18 protein-coding genes and 1 pseudogene are annotated in these 18,898 nt (G+C 44.8%); 16 read left to right on the forward strand and 3 right to left on the reverse strand.

What is annotated here, in order from left to right:
• Window positions 1–4: 4 nt before the first annotated feature.
• From ASD40_RS32235 to ASD40_RS32245, 3 genes are read left to right on the forward strand one after another with little or no spacing between them, the layout of a single operon-like run.
• Window positions 5–1,201: a glutathionylspermidine synthase family protein gene (locus ASD40_RS32235; RefSeq protein ID WP_082562596.1), complete on the forward strand. Its 1,197-nt coding sequence runs from the start codon at window positions 5–7 to the stop codon at window positions 1,199–1,201.
• Window positions 1,198–1,845 carry a hypothetical protein gene (locus ASD40_RS32240; protein WP_057307229.1) on the forward strand — a complete coding sequence of 216 codons (648 nt, stop codon included), beginning with the start codon at window positions 1,198–1,200 and terminating at the stop codon, window positions 1,843–1,845. The genes ASD40_RS32235 and ASD40_RS32240 overlap by 4 nt, the downstream gene beginning before the upstream one ends.
• Complete coding sequence (locus ASD40_RS32245; protein WP_057307230.1) at window positions 1,842–2,231, forward strand: DUF350 domain-containing protein; 390 nt, start codon at window positions 1,842–1,844, stop codon at window positions 2,229–2,231. Before ASD40_RS32240 ends, ASD40_RS32245 begins: the two co-directional genes overlap by 4 nt.
• On the opposite strand, the gene ASD40_RS32250 is transcribed toward ASD40_RS32245, so the two are convergent.
• From ASD40_RS32250 to ASD40_RS38905, 3 genes are all read right to left on the reverse strand, one after another.
• On the reverse strand, window positions 2,232–3,281 hold the full coding sequence (locus ASD40_RS32250) for an HD-GYP domain-containing protein (protein ID WP_057307231.1): 1,050 nt from the start codon (window positions 3,279–3,281) through the stop codon (window positions 2,232–2,234).
• 45 nt (window positions 3,282–3,326) lie between these two features.
• The gene (locus ASD40_RS32255; RefSeq protein WP_057307460.1) at window positions 3,327–4,349 is read right to left on the reverse strand and encodes a ThiF family adenylyltransferase; all 1,023 of its coding nucleotides are present in this window, start codon (window positions 4,347–4,349) and stop codon (window positions 3,327–3,329) included.
• A 64-nt stretch (window positions 4,350–4,413) separates the two neighbouring features.
• Entirely contained in the window at window positions 4,414–5,115 is a 702-nt protein-coding gene (locus tag ASD40_RS38905) for a molybdenum cofactor biosynthesis protein (RefSeq protein WP_057307232.1), read from the reverse strand.
• 127 nt (window positions 5,116–5,242) lie between these two features.
• Here ASD40_RS38905 and ASD40_RS32265 point away from each other — a divergent pair, with 127 nt between their 5' ends.
• The 13 genes and pseudogenes from ASD40_RS32265 (at window position 5,243) to ASD40_RS32325 (ending at window position 18,805) form a co-directional block, all read left to right on the forward strand.
• Window positions 5,243–5,713 (forward strand): hypothetical protein, encoded by a 471-nt coding sequence (locus ASD40_RS32265; RefSeq protein ID WP_057307233.1) that lies wholly within the window; start codon window positions 5,243–5,245, stop codon window positions 5,711–5,713.
• A gap of 68 nt (window positions 5,714–5,781) precedes the next feature.
• Window positions 5,782–7,242, forward strand: coding sequence for a bifunctional metallophosphatase/5'-nucleotidase (locus tag ASD40_RS32270; protein ID WP_057307234.1), 1,461 nt, complete (start codon window positions 5,782–5,784; stop codon window positions 7,240–7,242).
• 112 nt (window positions 7,243–7,354) lie between these two features.
• Window positions 7,355–8,167, forward strand: coding sequence for an undecaprenyl-diphosphate phosphatase (locus ASD40_RS32275; protein WP_057307235.1), 813 nt, complete (start codon window positions 7,355–7,357; stop codon window positions 8,165–8,167).
• Window positions 8,168–8,285: 118 nt separating this feature from the next.
• A complete protein-coding gene (locus ASD40_RS32280; RefSeq protein WP_057307236.1) occupies window positions 8,286–9,419 on the forward strand; it encodes an HD-GYP domain-containing protein in 1,134 nt (377 codons plus the stop codon).
• Between the two features lie 64 nt (window positions 9,420–9,483).
• Window positions 9,484–11,712, forward strand: coding sequence for an MMPL family transporter (locus ASD40_RS32285; protein ID WP_156390257.1), 2,229 nt, complete (start codon window positions 9,484–9,486; stop codon window positions 11,710–11,712).
• 129 nt (window positions 11,713–11,841) lie between these two features.
• Window positions 11,842–12,969 (forward strand): radical SAM/CxCxxxxC motif protein YfkAB, encoded by a 1,128-nt coding sequence (gene yfkAB, locus ASD40_RS32290; protein ID WP_057307237.1) that lies wholly within the window; start codon window positions 11,842–11,844, stop codon window positions 12,967–12,969.
• A gap of 25 nt (window positions 12,970–12,994) precedes the next feature.
• A complete protein-coding gene (locus ASD40_RS32295; protein ID WP_082562597.1) occupies window positions 12,995–14,332 on the forward strand; it encodes a hemolysin family protein in 1,338 nt (445 codons plus the stop codon).
• Between the two features lie 14 nt (window positions 14,333–14,346).
• The gene (gene ytvI, locus ASD40_RS32300; RefSeq protein WP_057307238.1) at window positions 14,347–15,393 is read left to right on the forward strand and encodes a sporulation integral membrane protein YtvI; all 1,047 of its coding nucleotides are present in this window, start codon (window positions 14,347–14,349) and stop codon (window positions 15,391–15,393) included.
• A 29-nt stretch (window positions 15,394–15,422) separates the two neighbouring features.
• Window positions 15,423–16,130, forward strand: coding sequence for an HAD family hydrolase (locus ASD40_RS32305; protein WP_057307239.1), 708 nt, complete (start codon window positions 15,423–15,425; stop codon window positions 16,128–16,130).
• Window positions 16,131–16,508: 378 nt separating this feature from the next.
• Window positions 16,509–16,745, forward strand: coding sequence for a spore coat associated protein CotJA (locus ASD40_RS32310; protein WP_442952756.1), 237 nt, complete (start codon window positions 16,509–16,511; stop codon window positions 16,743–16,745).
• The gene (locus ASD40_RS32315; protein WP_047676707.1) at window positions 16,742–17,008 is read left to right on the forward strand and encodes a spore coat protein CotJB; all 267 of its coding nucleotides are present in this window, start codon (window positions 16,742–16,744) and stop codon (window positions 17,006–17,008) included. The genes ASD40_RS32310 and ASD40_RS32315 overlap by 4 nt, the downstream gene beginning before the upstream one ends.
• Before the next feature lie 15 nt (window positions 17,009–17,023).
• Window positions 17,024–17,254 (forward strand): annotated as a pseudogene (locus ASD40_RS32320) (manganese catalase family protein); the annotation flags it as partial.
• A 75-nt stretch (window positions 17,255–17,329) separates the two neighbouring features.
• Entirely contained in the window at window positions 17,330–18,805 is a 1,476-nt protein-coding gene (locus ASD40_RS32325; protein ID WP_057307240.1) for a recombinase family protein, read from the forward strand.
• The last annotated feature ends 93 nt before the right edge of the window (window positions 18,806–18,898 follow it).

The following is an 18,898-nucleotide window of genomic DNA, read 5'->3' on the forward strand; positions in this document are numbered from 1 at the left end:
TTCTGTGATATTTGAAGTTATAGGGACGCCATTTGCCGACAGAGATCATAGGGTGCAGCAGTTGGCGGACTTGGGATTTACATGGGCAGATATGGAAGAGGAAGCGTACTGGATTGACCAACTTGTGGTCATGGAGCGACATGCATATGAAGAACTTATCCATGCGGCTGGCGCTTTGTGGCTCGTGTTTGATAAGACCGTTCGTTATGTGAAAGGGAAAAGGGAGTTATATGAGCTCTTGTCTATTCCTGAAGTGCTGTGGGATGGGTTAGATCGGCTCGAACCGGGTGCCGCGGGCTTCATTAGTCGATATGCCAGATTTGACTTTACCGTGAATCAGCAAGGAGAAATTAAGCTTTTAGAGCTGAATGCAGATACACCAACAGGCTATGTAGAAGCAGCGATCGCTACACCTTGGTTATGTGATCAAATGGGAATAGAATCACCGAACCGTGCTATGAAAGAATTCATACGCTCAGCGTGGGAGATCGAAGCGCCTGACTTTGCTGCCTGCATCGCATATGGAAAGCATGTTGAAGATACAGGAACCATTGATGCTCTTGTAGCGCATAGCGGAAGAAGGGTAACCTGTGTCGATTGTTTGGATTTATGGATTGACGAAGGCGTCGTTAAGGTCGGAGAGAACCAAATCATCAGCAAAATGTTTGCACTATATCCGAAGGAATGGATGGGCATTGATGATGGAGGAGAGGCCTTCTCTTATGCAATTGAAGAACAATTCATACAACTTTTCAATCCATTACATGCGGTTATCTTGCAGTCAAAAGGCTTGCAAGCCATCATATGGGGCTTGCATGAGGAAGGCGCAGAATTGTTCACCTCAGATGAGCATGAGGCAATAAGGACCTATATGCTGCCTACTTATATGACGCCTGATCTTACAGGTGATTACGTGTCTAAATCCATGTTCGGTAGAGAAGGCGGCTCGGTTGAGTTGTATAACGCGCAGGGTGAATTAGAGGTCAAAGATGAAGTTGGCTTTGACACGAGTGTATTTTTCAAGCGTGTTTATCAGCAGCGAGCTGATTTGCCTGAGCTATCTTTTGCTCATGGAATTAAACATTTATTAACAGGTCTCTTTGTCCTTAATGGAACACCGTGCGGGCTATTAGGGAGAGCAGGCGGGAAAATTACAGGAAATGCGAGTCAATTTGTAGCGATAGGAGTGAAAACACCTTGAAACAAGGACGATTTTGGCTAATGGCCGCGGGCCTCATTGTATGTATCCTAATCATTTGGGGCATTAGCAGTGCTTTTCATAAGAAGCCAGCTGTTCTGAGTAAGGCGACGGTGGGAAGTCCGGCAAGCACAAGTGATAGGAGTGGTGAAGTGCCGTGGGATTATCAAGTACAGCAGGCGAAAGTAGGGGATTTATTGGATGGGGATATGGTCCTGCTGCCGAATAATGAACGGATTTCGAATGATCAGAATTTTGCTACAGGGGATCAAGTATGGGTGCTGAGCTATATGCAGGCAACAATGAAAACAAATGATCAAGGGAAGAACGATGTAACACTTTCGCAATGGAAGCCTATTAAGACGTTCAAAACGAAAGAAGAAGCTGAAAAAGATGCAGGGGAGTTAAAAATAGAAATAAAGACGGATGTAAAATTAGTAGGGGTTTACAAAACGGAGTTGGATGGCAAATTCCGCTATTTCGCGGTAGCTGATCTACCAACGGGACAGAAAGTGAAGCAGCCCATTCCAGAGGAGCGCTATGTAAGCTTTAAAAACAAGAAGGAAGTACAGGTTATTCTAGAGGAAGTACACGATTACAGCAATTTTGATCAATCCATGGCGAAATTTCGGGGGTGGGCAGAATGATTGTTTTGGATATTGTAATTAGTTTATTTGTGATTGTCCTGCTGCAATTCGCAGGTATGTATGTGTTTAGTTTAATGACGCCCTACCGCGATATGGAGGAAATAAACAATGGCAATGTAGCCGTCGGCATCACCATGGGTGGTAAATTTGTAGCTACGGCGATAGTATTAGGTATCTCAGCTTATACAAATTCATCGATTTGGCATATGAGCTTATGGTTCGCGGTAGGGTATGTATGTTTGGTTGCTACGTATTGGATCTTTGATTGGCTTACACCTGGTGTGAAGCTATCTGATCAACTAAAGCAAGGAAATGTAGCGGTTGGCACGCTGCTAGCTGCCGTCTATATTGGAATCGCAATTGCAGTCAGCAGTCTTATCATTTAATTAGATCGCGATTTTCGTTATTTCCACATCGCCAAGCTGTGATAGATCCAAGAATTGATTATTAATGTTAATGAGCGGTCGGAAGAAATCAGTTGGATTTGTCATAACAATTGTACCGACGCGTCCGTCACTGAGGGATACTTTCTTACCAATAAAATTAGGAATCATGTTGCGGATAAAGACTTGCGTTATTTTCGGATCAAGCTGGCCAAAACTCATGCGGTGCAGTTCCTTAAGAACGATCAGTAGATCACGTTTTTGCTGGTAAACCCGGTTGCAGATCATAGCACTATAAACGTCTGCAACCGAAATAATAAGCGAGTACGAATGGATTTCCGTACTCTTTTTGCGTAAAGGATAGCCTGTACCATCCATACGTTCATGGTGCTCTAGAGCAACGAGAGCAAGGGTATTGTCATTTAAGGATTTTTTGATGATTTCATAGCCATATATCGTATGCTTCTGAATTTCATTGTACTCATCATTGGTTAGCTTTGCGGGTTTATGTAGAATGTCCGAATGGATCTTGCTTTTGCCAATATCGTGGAGATAGCCTGCTTTTCCAATATGAAGGGCTTCTTTCTCACTTTTATTCATCCACTTGGCAATATAGTAGGATAACATACCTACTTGTACACTGTGTTGATATGTATAATCATCATTGCTGTTCAAAGAAATCAGCAGTGAAACAACGTCTTTCTCCTCCTGAAAGCTTTCTATCATCGGATTGAAAGCGGATTCTATAAGTTCATTATGAATAGATTCCCCGTTTTCGACGGCAGCAAATAAATCTTTTATACCGGTGATTGCATCGTTAAAAGTGTGTAATTGCGTGCTATTTGCTTGTCGGACTGTAGGCTCTTCAAGCACATTTACGGCTTCATTCCCTCTAGGGTGTATATCTACATATTCTACATTGTGGCGATTGAGCATCAAAATATCTCCGCTATCAACGACAGTACCTGATGAAAGAAGATGAAGTCCTACCATATTGTAGGAATCAGAACTAAGTTTATCACCAACAATAAGTTGAAGCACATGTATACGCATAGAAGCTCCTCTCCTAGTCCTATAATCCGTAGGTATATAGTTATACTACATCCCAATATATCGGCTGTAAAGACTTTTAGCCTGAATTAAATCGTCGGTTCCTTGGATGAGAACACGGCCATCTGGAAAGATGATCATGTGCAAATCGGGGGCTGCTTGGAACTTTAGAAGGAAGCGATTTCTCTCAACCGGACCAAGTGGTTTTAATCGTTCTTCCCAATATTCAAGCGGTTTATCGGATGGAATTATCGGATGAATCTGGACGGAATTACGGCCGCATAAGGATTGAATCGTGTCACTTTCTACACCGACTTCTAAGTAATCGTACTGCTTCATTGCGCAGGCGGGACAGTCTGATTTAAGCGCTCCTGCTACACTAATTGCTGAATTCTGATTGAACCATAAGTCCCATTGCTGCATTCTAAGATTAAGCTGTTCGTTCGCGCCAACAAGTAATTTAAGAGCTTCCGTTGCTTGAAAGGAAGCTACAACATGAATGATTCCGCCAATAACGCCAGCAGTATCGCAGGTTTCAGTCGTACCTGCGGCGGGGGCTTGTGTGAAAAGGCAGCGAAGGCATGGTGTTTGTCCTGGAATGATCGTCAAAGAGACTCCTCTAGAGGCGACCGCACCGCCATAAATCCAAGGAATCCCTAGTTTGATACTCACATCGTTAATCAGGAAGCGAACCGAGAAGTTATCGGTTCCATCTAGAATTAAATCTACATCACTTAACAGCTGTTCAGCATTCAAGGAATTCAGATCGGTTACATGAGGCTCAATCGTTACCTGTGAATTTACGAGTTGTAACCGTTTAGCTGCTGCAATCGCTTTGGGTGTGGTGGAAGCTGCATCCTCTTCGTCGTATAGCATTTGCCGTTGTAAGTTGCTAGTATCGACAAAGTCTCGATCAATCAGTCGTACATAACCGACCCCTGCGCGAACCATATGGTTGGCAAGAACGGTGCCTAGAGCACCCATGCCTACGATAGCTACTCGACTTCCTCCAAGTTTGCGCTGTCCTTCTTGGCCAATGGGGGAAAACAGGACTTGTCTGGAATAGCGCATGTCAACGTCATCATTTTGATCTATATGTAAATGTGTGTCCAAATGTGGTCATCTCCAGTCTGGTTTATTCGAATCGTGGCGTTTGGAGCGGGTTCCAGGGACCTGTTTGGCTGCCTTTCCACTCCGAACCATCTTCCCAAATTTCTTTTTTCCAAATGGGTACGATTTGTTTCAGGCGTTCAATCGCATACCGACTCGCTTCATAGCAATGGACACGATGCGGGGATGAAACGGCAATTACGACGCTAGCTTCGGCAATAGCGACCTTGCCCAAACGGTGTGTAATTGCACAAAGTGTGCCTGGCCACTGATTTTCTATCTCTTCACCTATGGTTTCCATGGTCTTGAGTGCCATCGGTATGTAAGCTTCGTATTCCAAAAGGACGGTCCGCTGCCCATAGGTCATCTCTCTTGTTGTCCCTATGAAGGCAAGCGAAGCGCCGTGATTGGGGTGGTTGACTTTAGAAGCTACCTCGGATGGATCAATCGTATCATGGGTGATTTCATATTTAGAAGGTTGACCGCCTGACACAGGGGGAATCAGTGCAATTTCATCTGCGGCTGTGACAATTTCCTGATCTCCGGCATAGGCTTGATTTTTAGCAAAAAAACAGGCTGCAAGTTGAGTGGAAGCCGCCGGATAAGCTGCTGAGATCTGCTGTTTGAGCTGCTCAATAGAAATGGATTCTTGTTCGATATCTATAATTAGGACGGAAGTCCCGAATAGGTCTACCAAACCTGCAAAGAGTTGGATGTGTATGTTCACGGCTCTGCTCCTAATGACTTAGTGTTGGAATCCTTTACAGCATATCATATTTTGACCTGAAAATGGTATAATGGGTAGAGCATTTGGATGACAAATGGCGCTTAGGGATGAAAGGGGAAATGTATTCATGCAAGAAGATTTACGCATACAAGTGTCAGACCTACATATAAAAAATGAAGCATTCACGATATCCGAGATGGTTGAACTTGCGGAGCAAAAGTTAGCGCTTCAGGAGCGTGTACCGAATGTGCAGGGGGACGCTTTTGATTTGAAATCATGGTATCGGAGCTGGAAGATCAGCCATAATGGGACGCATGCTGAAGAACCTACGCATCTAAAGGTGGAGGCAGTAGACGAATTTGAAGCTCTAATGCCTTGGTCACAATTAGATTCCGCTTTATTTCTATATGCTCAAGATGGACAGGCGCTCAAGAAAGGTTATCCGATTCGTCTTTATGTGCCGGATGGCAGCAGTGAATGTCTCAATGTCAAAAGTGTTATTAAAGTGTGGTTTCTTCATGATCAGGCGCTCGGGGAAGAAGCGACCTTCGGCTTCAAAAACAGAGTGGCGCTTGATGAGCTAAAATTCAAGAAATGAGAGGAGATTCTGCTGCATAAGATTAGACATGCTTCGGATCTGGTTTACAAAGAAAAGAGGTGAACGGTGTGTCTGAGCCCTTGCAAAGACTTGTTATTTTACATACGAATGACATTCATAGTCATTTTGAACAGATGCCCAAAATTAGCGCTTATTTTGATCGCGTACGTCGACTGTGGCCGGCTGATCAGGTGTTGACACTTGATATTGGCGATCATATGGACCGGATGCGCCCTGAAACGGAAGGCACGAATGCTTCTGCCAATTTGGAAATTATGAACGCGACCGGCTACGAAGCGATGGTCATGGGGAATAATGAAGGGCTAACGTTCACGCCGGAATTGTTAAGAACGGTAGTGAAGGAACATGCCAAATTTCCAATTATAGGCAGCAATATTGTAGAAGTGGCGACGAATAAAACGCCCGATTGGATGCTTTCTACACTTACGATTGAGAAATCGGGTCTCACCATTGGAATCATTGGGGTAACCGCGGCTTACCAAGCGTACTATGAACTGCTTGGATGGCATGTAACGGACCCAATCGAATCTGTAAAGGCCCATACTAGGCTTCTTCGCCCAAGTGTGGATATCATTGTTGTCATGTCCCACTTGGGATTGCGATCGGATCAACGAATGGCTGAGGAGCTGGAAGGCATCGATGTGATCCTCGGCGGCCATACGCATCACGTGCTTGAGGAGCCGCTCCTGCTCAGCGGCACCTATATTTGTGCGGCCGGCAAGTTCGGTCAGTATGCCGGCCATATTGAACTTGCCTACGACCCGGCGCAGCGCCGGATCGTAGAATTGAACGGCCGCGTCGTCCCTATGACGGACGCAAGTGAAGAAGACAGCAGCGTTACCACGCTGCTGGAGCACTACCGCATCGCCAGCGCGGCGGCGCTGGATGCGGAGGTGGCGCAGCTGCGGGAACCGCTGCGCCTGGATTGGTACGGCGAATCCCCGCTCGGCAACTTGCTTGCCGCAGGGATTCGCCGCTGGACCAGCGCCGAGATCGGGCTGGTCAATAGCGGCCAGCTCCTTCAGGGACTGAAGGAGGGGCGCCTGACACGCGGCAGATTGCTGGAAATCTGCCCGGGTCCGATCAACCCCTGCCGGCTGCTGCTCAGCGGGGCGGACCTGCTGCAAGCGCTCGAAGAGTCGCTGCTTGACGAGTTCATGGAGAAGCCGATTCGCGGCTTCGGCTTCCGTGGCGAGGTGCTGGGCGTACTGTGTGTCGACGGATTGACCGTCACGACCGACAGCACCCGTGCACCTTACGAACGTATCATCGCTGTGAACGTTGGCGATGAGCCTTTAGACCCTAACCGTGATTATGTTGTTGGCACGATCGATATGTTTACTTTCGGCTCAGGTTATTTATCGCTCAGCCGAGGTAAGCAGGTGACGTATATGCTGCCTGAATTTATCCGTGATGTACTTGCTTCTGAGCTTCGGGATGAAGACGCGATCCTAAGCAGTCATTTCCTAAGATTTACGGATAGAAGGCCTCCTGCTAATAATGAATAAGTCGAACAACCACGACCTTTGTCGAAGGAGTTGTCAGATCTACCAAGTTACAGGTAGAATAGATAATTGGACAGGAGTACAACTATAAACTCTCAATTCATAGGGGGAAAACATGCATACTATTTTTGAAGCGATCATTATCGGGATCGTAGAGGGGTTGACCGAGTTTTTACCGGTTTCTTCTACGGGGCATATGATTCTAGCACAAAGCTTATTAAACACCCAAAATGATGAAGTCATGAAAACCTTTGATTTTGTTATCCAGCTTGGCGCCATTATGGCCGTCGTCCTCATTTATTGGAAACGGATTTTATCTTTATTCGGGTTAGTGAAAAGAAAAAGCGAGAGTAAGTCAGGAAAGAAACTGAACTTGCTGCACATTCTTATCGGGATCATACCAGCTGGTATCATCGGAGTCTTGTTTAATGATTTCGTCGACGAGAAGCTTTTTAACTCAACAACCGTGTTAATTGGACTTGTTCTTGGCGGTATCCTATTGATCATCGCAGAGAAGAAGAAGGAACAGCCGAGTGCTGTCGTTTTGGATGATTTGACTTATCGTCAAGCGTTCTTCATCGGTTTGTGGCAATTGGTATCCATTTGGCCAGGATTCTCCCGGTCTGGATCGACAATTGCGGGTGGCATGCTGTCCGGCGTAAGCCGAGCTGCTTCTGCCGACTTCACGTTCATTATGGCGATTCCAATTATGTTTGGAGCTTCAGGTGTCTACTTTCTTAAAAACTACGAAGCACTCTCTTCGAATGACTTAGGTTTCTTTATAGTCGGTTTTGTCGTTGCATTCATCGTTGCATTGTTAGCGGTTGTTACTTTCATAAAGCTTGTTCAAAATATGAAATTAACGTATTTTGCCTACTATCGATTTGCAGTAGCCATCATTTTCGCACTTTATATGTACTTAAAGTAACCATAACTGTTTCGTTTATCGAACCGCGTCGAATGATGCGGTTTTTTTTATTGAACTTTTTTGTGAAATCTATTACATTTAGATAGAAAGTAACGCTCACCTATTCGGGGGTCCTGAAATGCTGTTAATGCCGATCAACATGTGTCATCCTGGAATGAGGTTGGCCAAGAATATTTACAACGACGATGGTATGGTCCTGCTGGCCGTTAATGTTGAGCTTTCTCAGAGACTCATTGATCGACTTTTTACATACGGGATCGACTACATATATATTCAAGATTCTCGGACCAATGACATCATTCAAGAGGATATTATTCAAGATGAAACGAGGACGAAGGCTGTTCTCGAAATCCGAAACACCTTTAAGAAAGTAATGGAAGATTCGAACAAACGCGGAGCCGTTAATTATTATGATATCGGACGTAACTTCCGCGATGTGATGAAAATGATTATTGACGATCTAAGCGCTCATCAAGGGGCAATGGTTATGCTCAATAATATGAATGTAAAAGATAATTACTTATTTCAGCATTCTGTGAATGTAAGTATTTATGCCATTATGCTGGGAATTAGCTTTGGGTACAGTCGTGAGAACCTAGAAACACTTGGATTAGGCGCTTTGCTTCACGATATTGGTAAGACGAAAGTACCACTTGGTATTCTTCGCAAGCCTTCGCAATTGACCGAACAAGAGTTTACTGAGATGAAGAATCATACGACATACGGGTTTAACATTTTGAAAGACGAACCAAACATTCCTCTTTTGTCAGCGCATTGTGCTCTTCAGCACCATGAGCGAATTAACGGAAGCGGTTATCCGCGTGGGATTCAAGGTACAGACATCAACGAATTTGCCAAATGGGTTGGGTTAGTCGATTCTTATGATGCTATGACGACAACAAGAGTATATAGAAGACCTTTACTGCCGCATGAAGCTATGGAGCAACTGTTCGGGGGCTCTGGCACGATGTATGATCAAAGTCAGATTGCCTTATTCCGTGATAAAATCGCGATTTACCCATTAGGCATAACCGTTCGATTGAATACCGGAGAGTTTGGCATCGTATCTAAGTTAAACGTGACCGTGCCTCATAGGCCGATCGTTCGCGTGCTGCAGGATGAATCCGGTCAAGAGCTAAAGGAACCGTACGAAATTGACCTGTCATCGAAGCTTTCTACATTAATTTCAGAAATTGGGGAAATTAAAGTAGGCGAGTTTGATACGGATGAAAGTATGCCGACCATATTTTAAGATAAAATATAGATAACAAGCACGAAGAACCTGGGAATCCAGGTTCTTTTTGCAAATTAGGGGGATGCGTGTGAGAGAATCAGCTGTGAAAGGAAAGTTCTGGAGATGGGGATATGCGATGCATCGTTTTCGATGGCTCGTGCTGGTAATTGGCGTACTCCTGCTTCTCAGCTTTGCTTTTTTTGCTCAGCAAACACCGGGTATGCTCAAAGACAACGGCTTTACGCCTAAAGGTAGTGAGTCTGATCGTGGCCTCATTCAAATGCGGGATGAACTGGGTGTCCCACTTACGATGTTGAACCTGGTTTATACGGGGGCAGGGCTTGATATGACGGACAAAGTCCATCAACAAGCCATTTTGGATTCGCTAAGCGAACTTACGAAGCTGCCGTATGTGGAAAGTGCGAAATTCGTCGCGACACCTCGTAACGAAGGTCATTTGGATGTACTAGCCGTAACCGTATCACTAAATCTAGATACCGACCCTGCTTTGGAGAAATATCCGGAGCTTAAAGAACGCGTGCACCCGCCAACTGGCATGAACGTATATGTGACTGGTGGACCTGCTATTTTGCATGATATGCAGGAAGCGAGTAAACATGATATTGCCAAATCAGAAGCCATTGGTTTGCCGATTGCGCTGATTGTATTATTAATCGTGTTTGGCACCCTAGTCGCGGCGCTATTACCGATGATCGTTGGGCTTATGAGCGTAACACTTACGTTAGGGATTACCTATTTTATCGCCCAGAACCAATCCTTATCGAACTTCCTTCCGAATATGGTGACGATGCTCGGTCTCGCCGTAGGAATTGATTACGCTTTGTTTCTAGTTAGTCGCTTTCGGGAGGAACTCAAGGTACAGAAGAATGTGGCTGAAGCTGTGGCCATGACTTGTCAGACGGCTGGGAAATCGATCTTTTTTTCCGGTATAGCGGTGCTGATTGGGCTGCTTGGCATGTTATTCGTAGATCTCACCTTTTTCCGCTCCTTGTGTTTGGGCGGTGTAATTGTCGTGTCGATATCCGTTATCGTTGCGAATACGATGCTGCTGTCACTCCTCGGTATACTTGGTGAAAGGATCAACTCTTTGCAGGTCGTTCCTAAACGCTTTCGCAAGCAAGAAACGTCCCGCTTTTGGGAACGGATCGCTTATGCTGTAATGAAACGACCCGTTCTGCTGGTTGTCATCGTCGGGGGTGCCCTGATCTACACGATGACTCCGATGGGGCAAATAAAGTTAAACGTACCGAATGCTGAGGTGCTGCCTCCCAGCTACGAATCCCGATATGGCTCGGAATTATTGAAAGCGGCCTATGATCCGCGTATGATGGGGCCCATCCAAATTGTTATTCATACAGAGGGAGAAGTGTGGGAAGAGGCTTCGATTCGTAAAATTCGGGCTTATGGTGAACAGGTTAAAGGGGTATCAGGTGTAAAAGAAGTACAGAGTTTCATCAGTTCACTGGGTCAACATTCAGATGCCGAGTTAGCAGTCATGCTAAGGAATTCAAATGTCAAAGCACAAATAGAAGGCAATAAATTGGCAAAAGGACACACGGCTCTGATGGTTGTAGTGCCTGAGAAAGATACCGATGATCCTTCGACGGATGGCCTTGTCCGAGAACTCCGCAGCTTAAGTAAGGACGGACTTGATATTGTAGTCACGGGTGGACCGGCCTATAGGCTGGATATTATAGATCGCATTCAGAATGAAATTCCTGAAGTATTAACTTTTGTGATGGGAATTACCTACATCGTTCTATTGCTTGCCTTTAGGTCCGTTTTGCTACCGCTCAAGGCTGTATTAATGAACATGCTCAGTCTTGGCGCGAGTCTAGGTGTTGTGGTGTTAGTGTTCCAGCATGGCTACATGGCTGATTTGCTGCACATAACGTCCATTGGTTATGTCAGTGCAACGCTGCCAGTTATCATTTTTTGTGTAGTATTTGGCATATCCATGGATTATGAAGTATTCCTGATTTCTCGCATTATGGAGGAGTATGAAGCAAGCGGTGACAATGATAAGAGTACGGCTGAAGGGCTTAAGAAAACGGGAAGTTTAATTACAAGTGCAGCTTTCATTCTAGTTGTAGTTGTAGGATCATTTATTTTTACAGATATCGAAATCATGAAGGCGCTGGGGCTTGGTCTAGGTCTCGCCGTGCTGATAGATGCGACCATAGTTCGAGTGATGCTCGTTCCGGCACTCATGAAACTGCTTGGGGATGCGAACTGGTGGGCACCTAAATGGCTGCGAATGGGTTCGCAATCGAAAGCAGAGAAGCGGTAGCGAAGCTTCACAATAACTTGCTGCCGTTTCCTTTTTTGCGAATCATAAGTTACAATAAAGGGCATAGGTATAGGCATGATAGGAACAATTAGCTTGTGAATAGGAAATGATAGGTCAGGTGTAAACAGCATGAATATGAATGGAACAAGCTCCATCCTACCGGAGCTAACCCCCGATTACGATCCATGGGACCCTATTCGGTCTTATCGCAAATACGGGAAACACGTACTAACAAGTGTAGAGCTTACCATAACGAATTTGTGCAATATGCGATGTGAGCATTGCGCGGTTGGGGATTCGTTAACCATGTCGGAAGGACCGCGTATTCCCTTGCCGATCATTTTGAAGCAGCTCGATCAGGTTGAGCATTTAGAAACGATCAGCTTGACCGGTGGAGAGCCTTCGTATCACATCAAGATCGTCAAAGACTATATGCTGCCAATCCTTAAATATGCTCGAGAGCGTGGTATTCGTACACAAATCAATTCCAATTTAACGCTTGACTTAGCCCGGTATGAACTTCTCGCTCCATATCTGGATGTCATGCATATTTCTTTCAATTACTTGAACGCTGACGATTTCCATCAAGTCGGCTTTGTGAATAGCGGGCATCCGGTTAGTCATGATACCGCGGCGCGCATGTATGAACGCATGGTTGATAACACGATCGCGCTTAGCAAAGGCGGACTTTATGTCTCAGCGGAATCGATGATCAATACACGCACACATGAGAAATTACCGCAGATTCATAAGCTCATTGAGGAGATGGGCTGCAAGCGCCATGAGGTTCACCCGATGTATGCCAGTTCCTTTGCCTCTCATCTTCCAATGGTATCTCTGGACGAGTTAAGAACGAGCATTCATCGGTTGTTAGACAGCCGGAATCGTGACATGTGGATGCTGTTTGGCACACTGCCATTCTTTGCTTGCAACGATCTTCAAGAGGATAGAATATTGGTTAAAAGGCTTCGCGAGGAGCCGAATGTAACCGTTCGTAATGATCCGGATGGACGCAACCGCTTGAATGTGAGCACTTTTACAGGAGAGGTGTTCGTCACGGATTTTGCAAATGAACCCGCTCTCGGTAACATTCATGACGACCAGTTAGATACCATTTTTGCCCGTTGGGAGAATAATCCGCTGAATCAGCGTGTAAATTGCTTCTGCAGCAGCGCTTCTTGTTGTGGTCCTAACCTGCTGGTAGCCGACTCGTATTACCGTTCTGTTGATTTCAAAAGCCGCAAAGCTATCATCTAATCATATTACTGAAGGAGATATACGCTTGCCACATACTTCGTTTGATTTCGGTTCCATTGTTCTTAACCTGATAGTAGTTATTATATTAGTCCTGCTCAATGGTTTCTTCGTTGCTGCTGAATTTGCGCTTGTGAAGGTTCGACAATCCCGCATTCAACAGTTAGTCAATGAAGGCAGCGGCAAAGCAAAGTATGCTATCAAAGTTACGTCGCAGTTAGATACTTATTTATCAGCAACACAATTGGGGATTACACTTGCCTCCCTGGGACTAGGCTGGGTTGGTGAGCCTGCCATCTCGGAGTTGATCATGGAACCCCTCTTACATAAGCTTCAAGTAGAGACTTCGGTTTATACGACGACATTATCTTTCATTGTTTCATTTGGATTTATTACGTTCCTGCACATTGTGCTTGGTGAGCTGGCTCCGAAATCGTTCGCGATTCAAAAAGCGGAATTAACCTCACTATGGCTCTCAGCGCCGCTGCTCTTCTTCTACAGGCTGTTTCGCCCGATTATCTGGGTGCTGAATGGTACGGCCAATAAATTTCTATCATGGATTGGTGTTGAGCCTGCAAGCGAGCATGAGGCCGCCCATACGGAGGAAGAGATTCGTATCCTGATGGATGAGAGTGTCAAAAGCGGCCATATCGATCAAGATGAAATGGTGCTTTTCGATAATATTTTTGAATTCTCAGAACGTATTGCCCGTGAGGTTATGCTGCCGCGGACAGATATGGATTGTCTATACCTTGAGCAGAGCTTCATTGATAATTTGCGTATGGTCCATGTGACGAAGCATACACGTTACCCTGTGGCTGATCAGAATAAGGATAACATCGTCGGTTTCGTTCACATTGCTGATTTACTGACAGCAGATCCGGATGAAGAACAGGAAATTAAAAATTTTATTCGTCCAATTCTTAATGTTCCAGAGTCGATGGAAGTCAGTCGCGTATTGAAATTAATGCAGAAAAAACATTCTCAACTTGCTATCGTTATTGATGAATACGGCGGTACTGCAGGACTTCTAGCACTAGGGGACATTCTGGAGGAAATTGTTGGCGAGATGCACGATGAGTTCGATATCGATGAGCGGCCAGGTGTTGAGGTGAAAGAAAAGTATACGTCCGTAGACGGCCGTGTCCTGATTGAAGACTTGAACGATATGCTGGATTTGGACATCGAGGACGAAGATGTAGACTCTATCGGTGGTTGGTTGTTTAAGAAGCTTGAAGGTGCACCTGTAAAAGGCAAAAGAGTGGCTTTCGGCAACCATGTGTTTGAAGTATCCGAAGTTGATCGACTGCGTATCGTACGCATTCACATAACGAAAATCAACTCTGTCAAACCTGTAGATGAATAAGCGGAGGAGTACTGATGTCGCCTAAGACGATCTTAATCATGGTGCTTGGATTGCTGCTATTGTACGGATTGTTCACCATAGGTTTGCCATTTTTACTCGCGCTCGTGACAGCTATTTTCTTGGACCCTTTAACCGTACTTCTCATGCGTGCTGCAAGGGTGAACCGATTAATTGCAGCTACGATCATTTGTACCGTCTTTACGCTGCTGACGCTGACCTTATTTTATTTCATTGGGTTAAATGTCGTCACAGAGCTCATTGATCTTGGCCGCAAAGCGCCAAATTATATGGATGAAGTGAATAAGTATATGGATCAAGCTGTCAACCGCACACAGTTGTTCTACGATTCCTTGTCACCAGACATGGCGGCACAAGTGCAAACTTGGCTGGAAAGCAGTACAGAAACCTTAACAGGGGCTTTAACCAATGTATTAAGCGGCATTTCTGGCTTCTTTTTAAATATGGCTGGAAAAATACCGAATTTATTTATCTTAATGCTCATGTACGTCATTGCTTTATACTTGTTTATGTTTAGTTTGCCAAAGCTTAGGATGTCTTTTCTGTCCATGTTTGAAGAGCATTCCAAAGGGAAGATGGAAAACGTGCTGACTTACCTGCGAGAAGCTATCTTTGGCTTCATTCGAGCGCAGCTCATCATGGCCGTGTTAACCTATTTGGTCACGTTTATAGGCTTGCTGGTCTTAAGCGCTGAATATCCGCTAGCCATTTCCTTATTAGTAATGGTTATGGAGTTCGTTCCTGTGATTGGTACCGGGCTTGTGTTTATTCCTTGGCTCGTCTATCAACTTCTGATTGGACATACGGGAATGGGTGTAGGATTGTTAATCCTTTTCCTTGCTTTGACGATATTCCGCCGCATTGTAGAGCCAAAAGTGCTCAGTGATGCTGTTGGAATTAATGCGCTCGCTGCTTTGATCAGTTTGTACGTTGGTTTCGAGTTATTAGGAATAACAGGTCTCTTTCTGGGGCCTTTGGTTGTTATTATTTATCAAGCTATGCGTAAAGCAGGCCTGTTGAACTTAAATATTAAGCTGGATTGAGCCACAGTAGATGAACAGGGTGGTAGGGTATGAAGTTAATTTTATTTGATTTGGATGATACGCTGTTTGACTTCTCAAGTACGTGGAATGTCGTGATGAAAAAGATGTTTGCGGAGCATGAGGTAACTAAAGAGTATGATAACGAGGCGTTCTTCTCCGCATTTCAAAAGAAAAGCGATGAATTATACTACCTATATGAACAGCGCATTTGCACGGTTGAAGCATATCGCAACCGAAGGCTGATCGAAACATTAGCAGACCACCAGTATACGATGTCGGAAGATGAGGCAGAAGCTTTCAACCTACAATACGTCCAACAATATGAAAAAAGCTTAGAGCCTGATCCTCACGTGTTGGAGCTGCTGCTAAAGCTCAAGGAGCGTTATCAGCTAGGAATTATTACGAATGGACCTCATGATATGCAAGAGGGTAAAATAGTGCGTCTAGGCCTGAAGGAATTATTTCCTCCTGAGCAGGTATGGATCTCTAATGTCGTTGGTATGGCCAAACCTGATCCACGTATTTATCAACTGGCGCTTGATTATTTCAATGTGCTGCCAGAGGACACCTTATTCGTTGGTGACTCATGGGAAGCGGATGTAGCTGGTCCGCTGCAAATAGGCATGAAGGCAGTTTGGCTCAATAAATATGGTAAAACGCCTCCCGCCTCTGCCTCCGATAAGAAACCGCTCGCGATCGTTAGTCAGCTTCATGAACTTATTGATTTTCTAAATTAGTAAGCCTCTGATTCATAAATTGAAGTCCCTGCTTAGTTGCCCGATGGCAACGCGGCAGGGACTTTTTTTTCAATATACGCGCTTGGCTCCTAAATATTTAGGTCCCAATACGAACTCATCATACTCTGAGGATAAATGCCAGCTGACCTAGTGGCTGATAAGAACTGTCCATTCCCCATGTAGAAGCCTACATAGTCTACCACTCCCGAAGCTGCAAATTGCAAAGAAATCCAAATCGCCTGGCCGTCAACGATTAACTCATACAATATGGAAATGTTGGAAAACATGTGATTTTGGCCAAGTCATGCCGCATATAACGAGCATATAGGCCTTTGTTGCTACGCCTGTTTACTCCCAAGACAGAAGAGGAGGAGAGATATGCATATGCATGCGGATTCACAATTCAAAAAATATTTTCCATTCATCGGTCCGTTTGATCCTTGTCCACCCATTCGAGTGAAATTGTATAACACACCGCCTCAATTATATATTACCTTTCAACCACCCGGCTTGCCACAGTTTAGCCCCTATGAAGCATTGAGAAAAGGAACGCTCTGGCCAGCGCTTTACGGGCCTTATGAGTCCAAAGCGGTAGAAGGAGGCCCATTGACATGAGTGAACCCATGTTACCAGACTCGTATTACAGACAGCTTCACGATCTACAAGCCGTAGATTTCGTCTTAGTCGAGCTGACGCTGTATTTAGATACTCATCCTGATGATCTGGGTGCCATTCAACAATACAACCAATTCGCACAGAAGAGGAAACAAATTGCTGGGCAGTTTGAGATGGAATTCGGCCCCCTCATGCATTTCGGTCATAGTTATACCAAACAACCTTGGCAGTGGTGTGAACCTCCATGGCCATGGCAAGTCTGAGAAGGAGGAGAGCGCATGTGGATTTATGAAAAAAAGCTGCAGTATCCAGTCAGAGTCAGTAAATGCGACCCTCGGATGGCAAAACTGCTCCTTGAACAATATGGGGGTGCTGACGGGGAGCTTGCTGCGGCATTGCGATACTTGAATCAACGCTATTCGATCCCAGATAAGGTGGTGGGGCTTCTAACGGACATTGGGACTGAGGAATTTGCCCATTTAGAAATGATTGCAACGATGGTGTATAAATAAACAATCGCTTAATTGCAACGAATATGATATACTCCTCTCAGGTAATACTGTACCGTGAGGAGAAGGAAAATCATGTCAATAAAGAAAGTGGCAATCTATTGCAGAAAGAGCCGTGAAGCTGATGACAAGACAACTGCATCAATAGATGGACAAGCTAATTCTCTGATAGAGCTATGTGAAAAGCGTGGATATGTTTATGATCTGTACAGTGAGACAGGATCGTCCCAAGAGTGGGATCGTCCTGAGTTCCAGAAGCTTCTGTCCAAGATCAAGCATTATGAATACGATGCCATCGTTTGTACTGAACAATCTCGCTTGACTCGGAACACGAAACATTACGAGGAAGTCAAAGAGATCATGATTAAGTCAGGTTGTGTCCTTGTTACACCAACATCTATGACGGACTATACCAATGAGGATCAAATGTTCAGCGGTGACATTATTGCACTAATCGAAAAGCGAGAATGGCAAACCACTAGAAAGCGTCTTATGAGAGGTTCTAGGGAATCGGCAAAGAAGGGCAATTGGATGGGCAAGAAAGTGCCTTTTGGTTACCAGTACAATCGTGACACCAAGAACCTTGAGATCGTCCCAGAGGATGCTCAGATCATTGTCCATATGTTCAATGAGTATGTGTCCGGGAAGTCCACCACTACTATAGCATACGACTTCAACAATCAGGGGATCACTACCATGCAATGGAGTTCATCCTCTGTGGCACGTATGATCGCCAATGTTGCATATGCTGGACATTCTTCTTACGGACGTACCAAGCAGTACAAACAAGATGGAAAGCGTATAACAGAACGGACTTCAACGGAAGATCAAATCTTGATTAAGGATGCCCACGAGCCAATCGTTCCTCAGGAGTTGTTTGATAAGGCACAGAGAATTAGAAATGAACGAAACACTCGTCCTCCTGCGCTGAAACTAGGGAGACATAAATTCTCAGGACTTGTCCGTTGTGGTCTGTGTAATGGCATCCACTCTTTCCAGACTGCACACGGCATGAAAAGAATCACAAGCTGTCAAACTCGGACTTACCTTGACAATGAGACGTATAGTACATGTACCAACGGGGGAATATACGTGAAGGATTTTGAGATTCTCTTTCACGAATACTTCGCCCAGTATATAGATCAATTGGAACAATACATTCACCTATTGTCCAATGACGATACCCAGAACTTTGATGAGGAGATCAATCGGAAAGAAAAGCAGATCGAGAAGCTCCGGAAGGATATTAAGAGGGTTCAACAGGGGTTCGTTATGGAAATATTCAGCCAAGAAGAGGCACGAGACCAGATCGCATCCTTTAAGGAACAGATCGCAATACTGGAAGACCAGATCGAATCCATGAAGGCAGAGAATAACATGTCCGAACATGATAAAGTCTCTGCTCGACTTGACAACATGAGACGTTTTTTAACACACGGCGACAACATTCCAGAACGTGAAGCGAATGAGATTTTACGAGATTTCATAGATACGATCATATACACCAAGAATGGAAATGAGATCGAATTGAAAATCATTATCAAGGATTGACCCGAGCGTTCCCGATTGACTGGTTAAAATTAGGATTCCGAGCAAAAGTTCGCCGGAATCCTTTTTTTGTTTGGAATAACATATATAGACTCG

Origin of the sequence: Paenibacillus sp. Root444D2, assembly GCF_001426375.1 — a bacterium.
Classification (GTDB): domain Bacteria; phylum Bacillota; class Bacilli; order Paenibacillales; family NBRC-103111; genus Paenibacillus_E.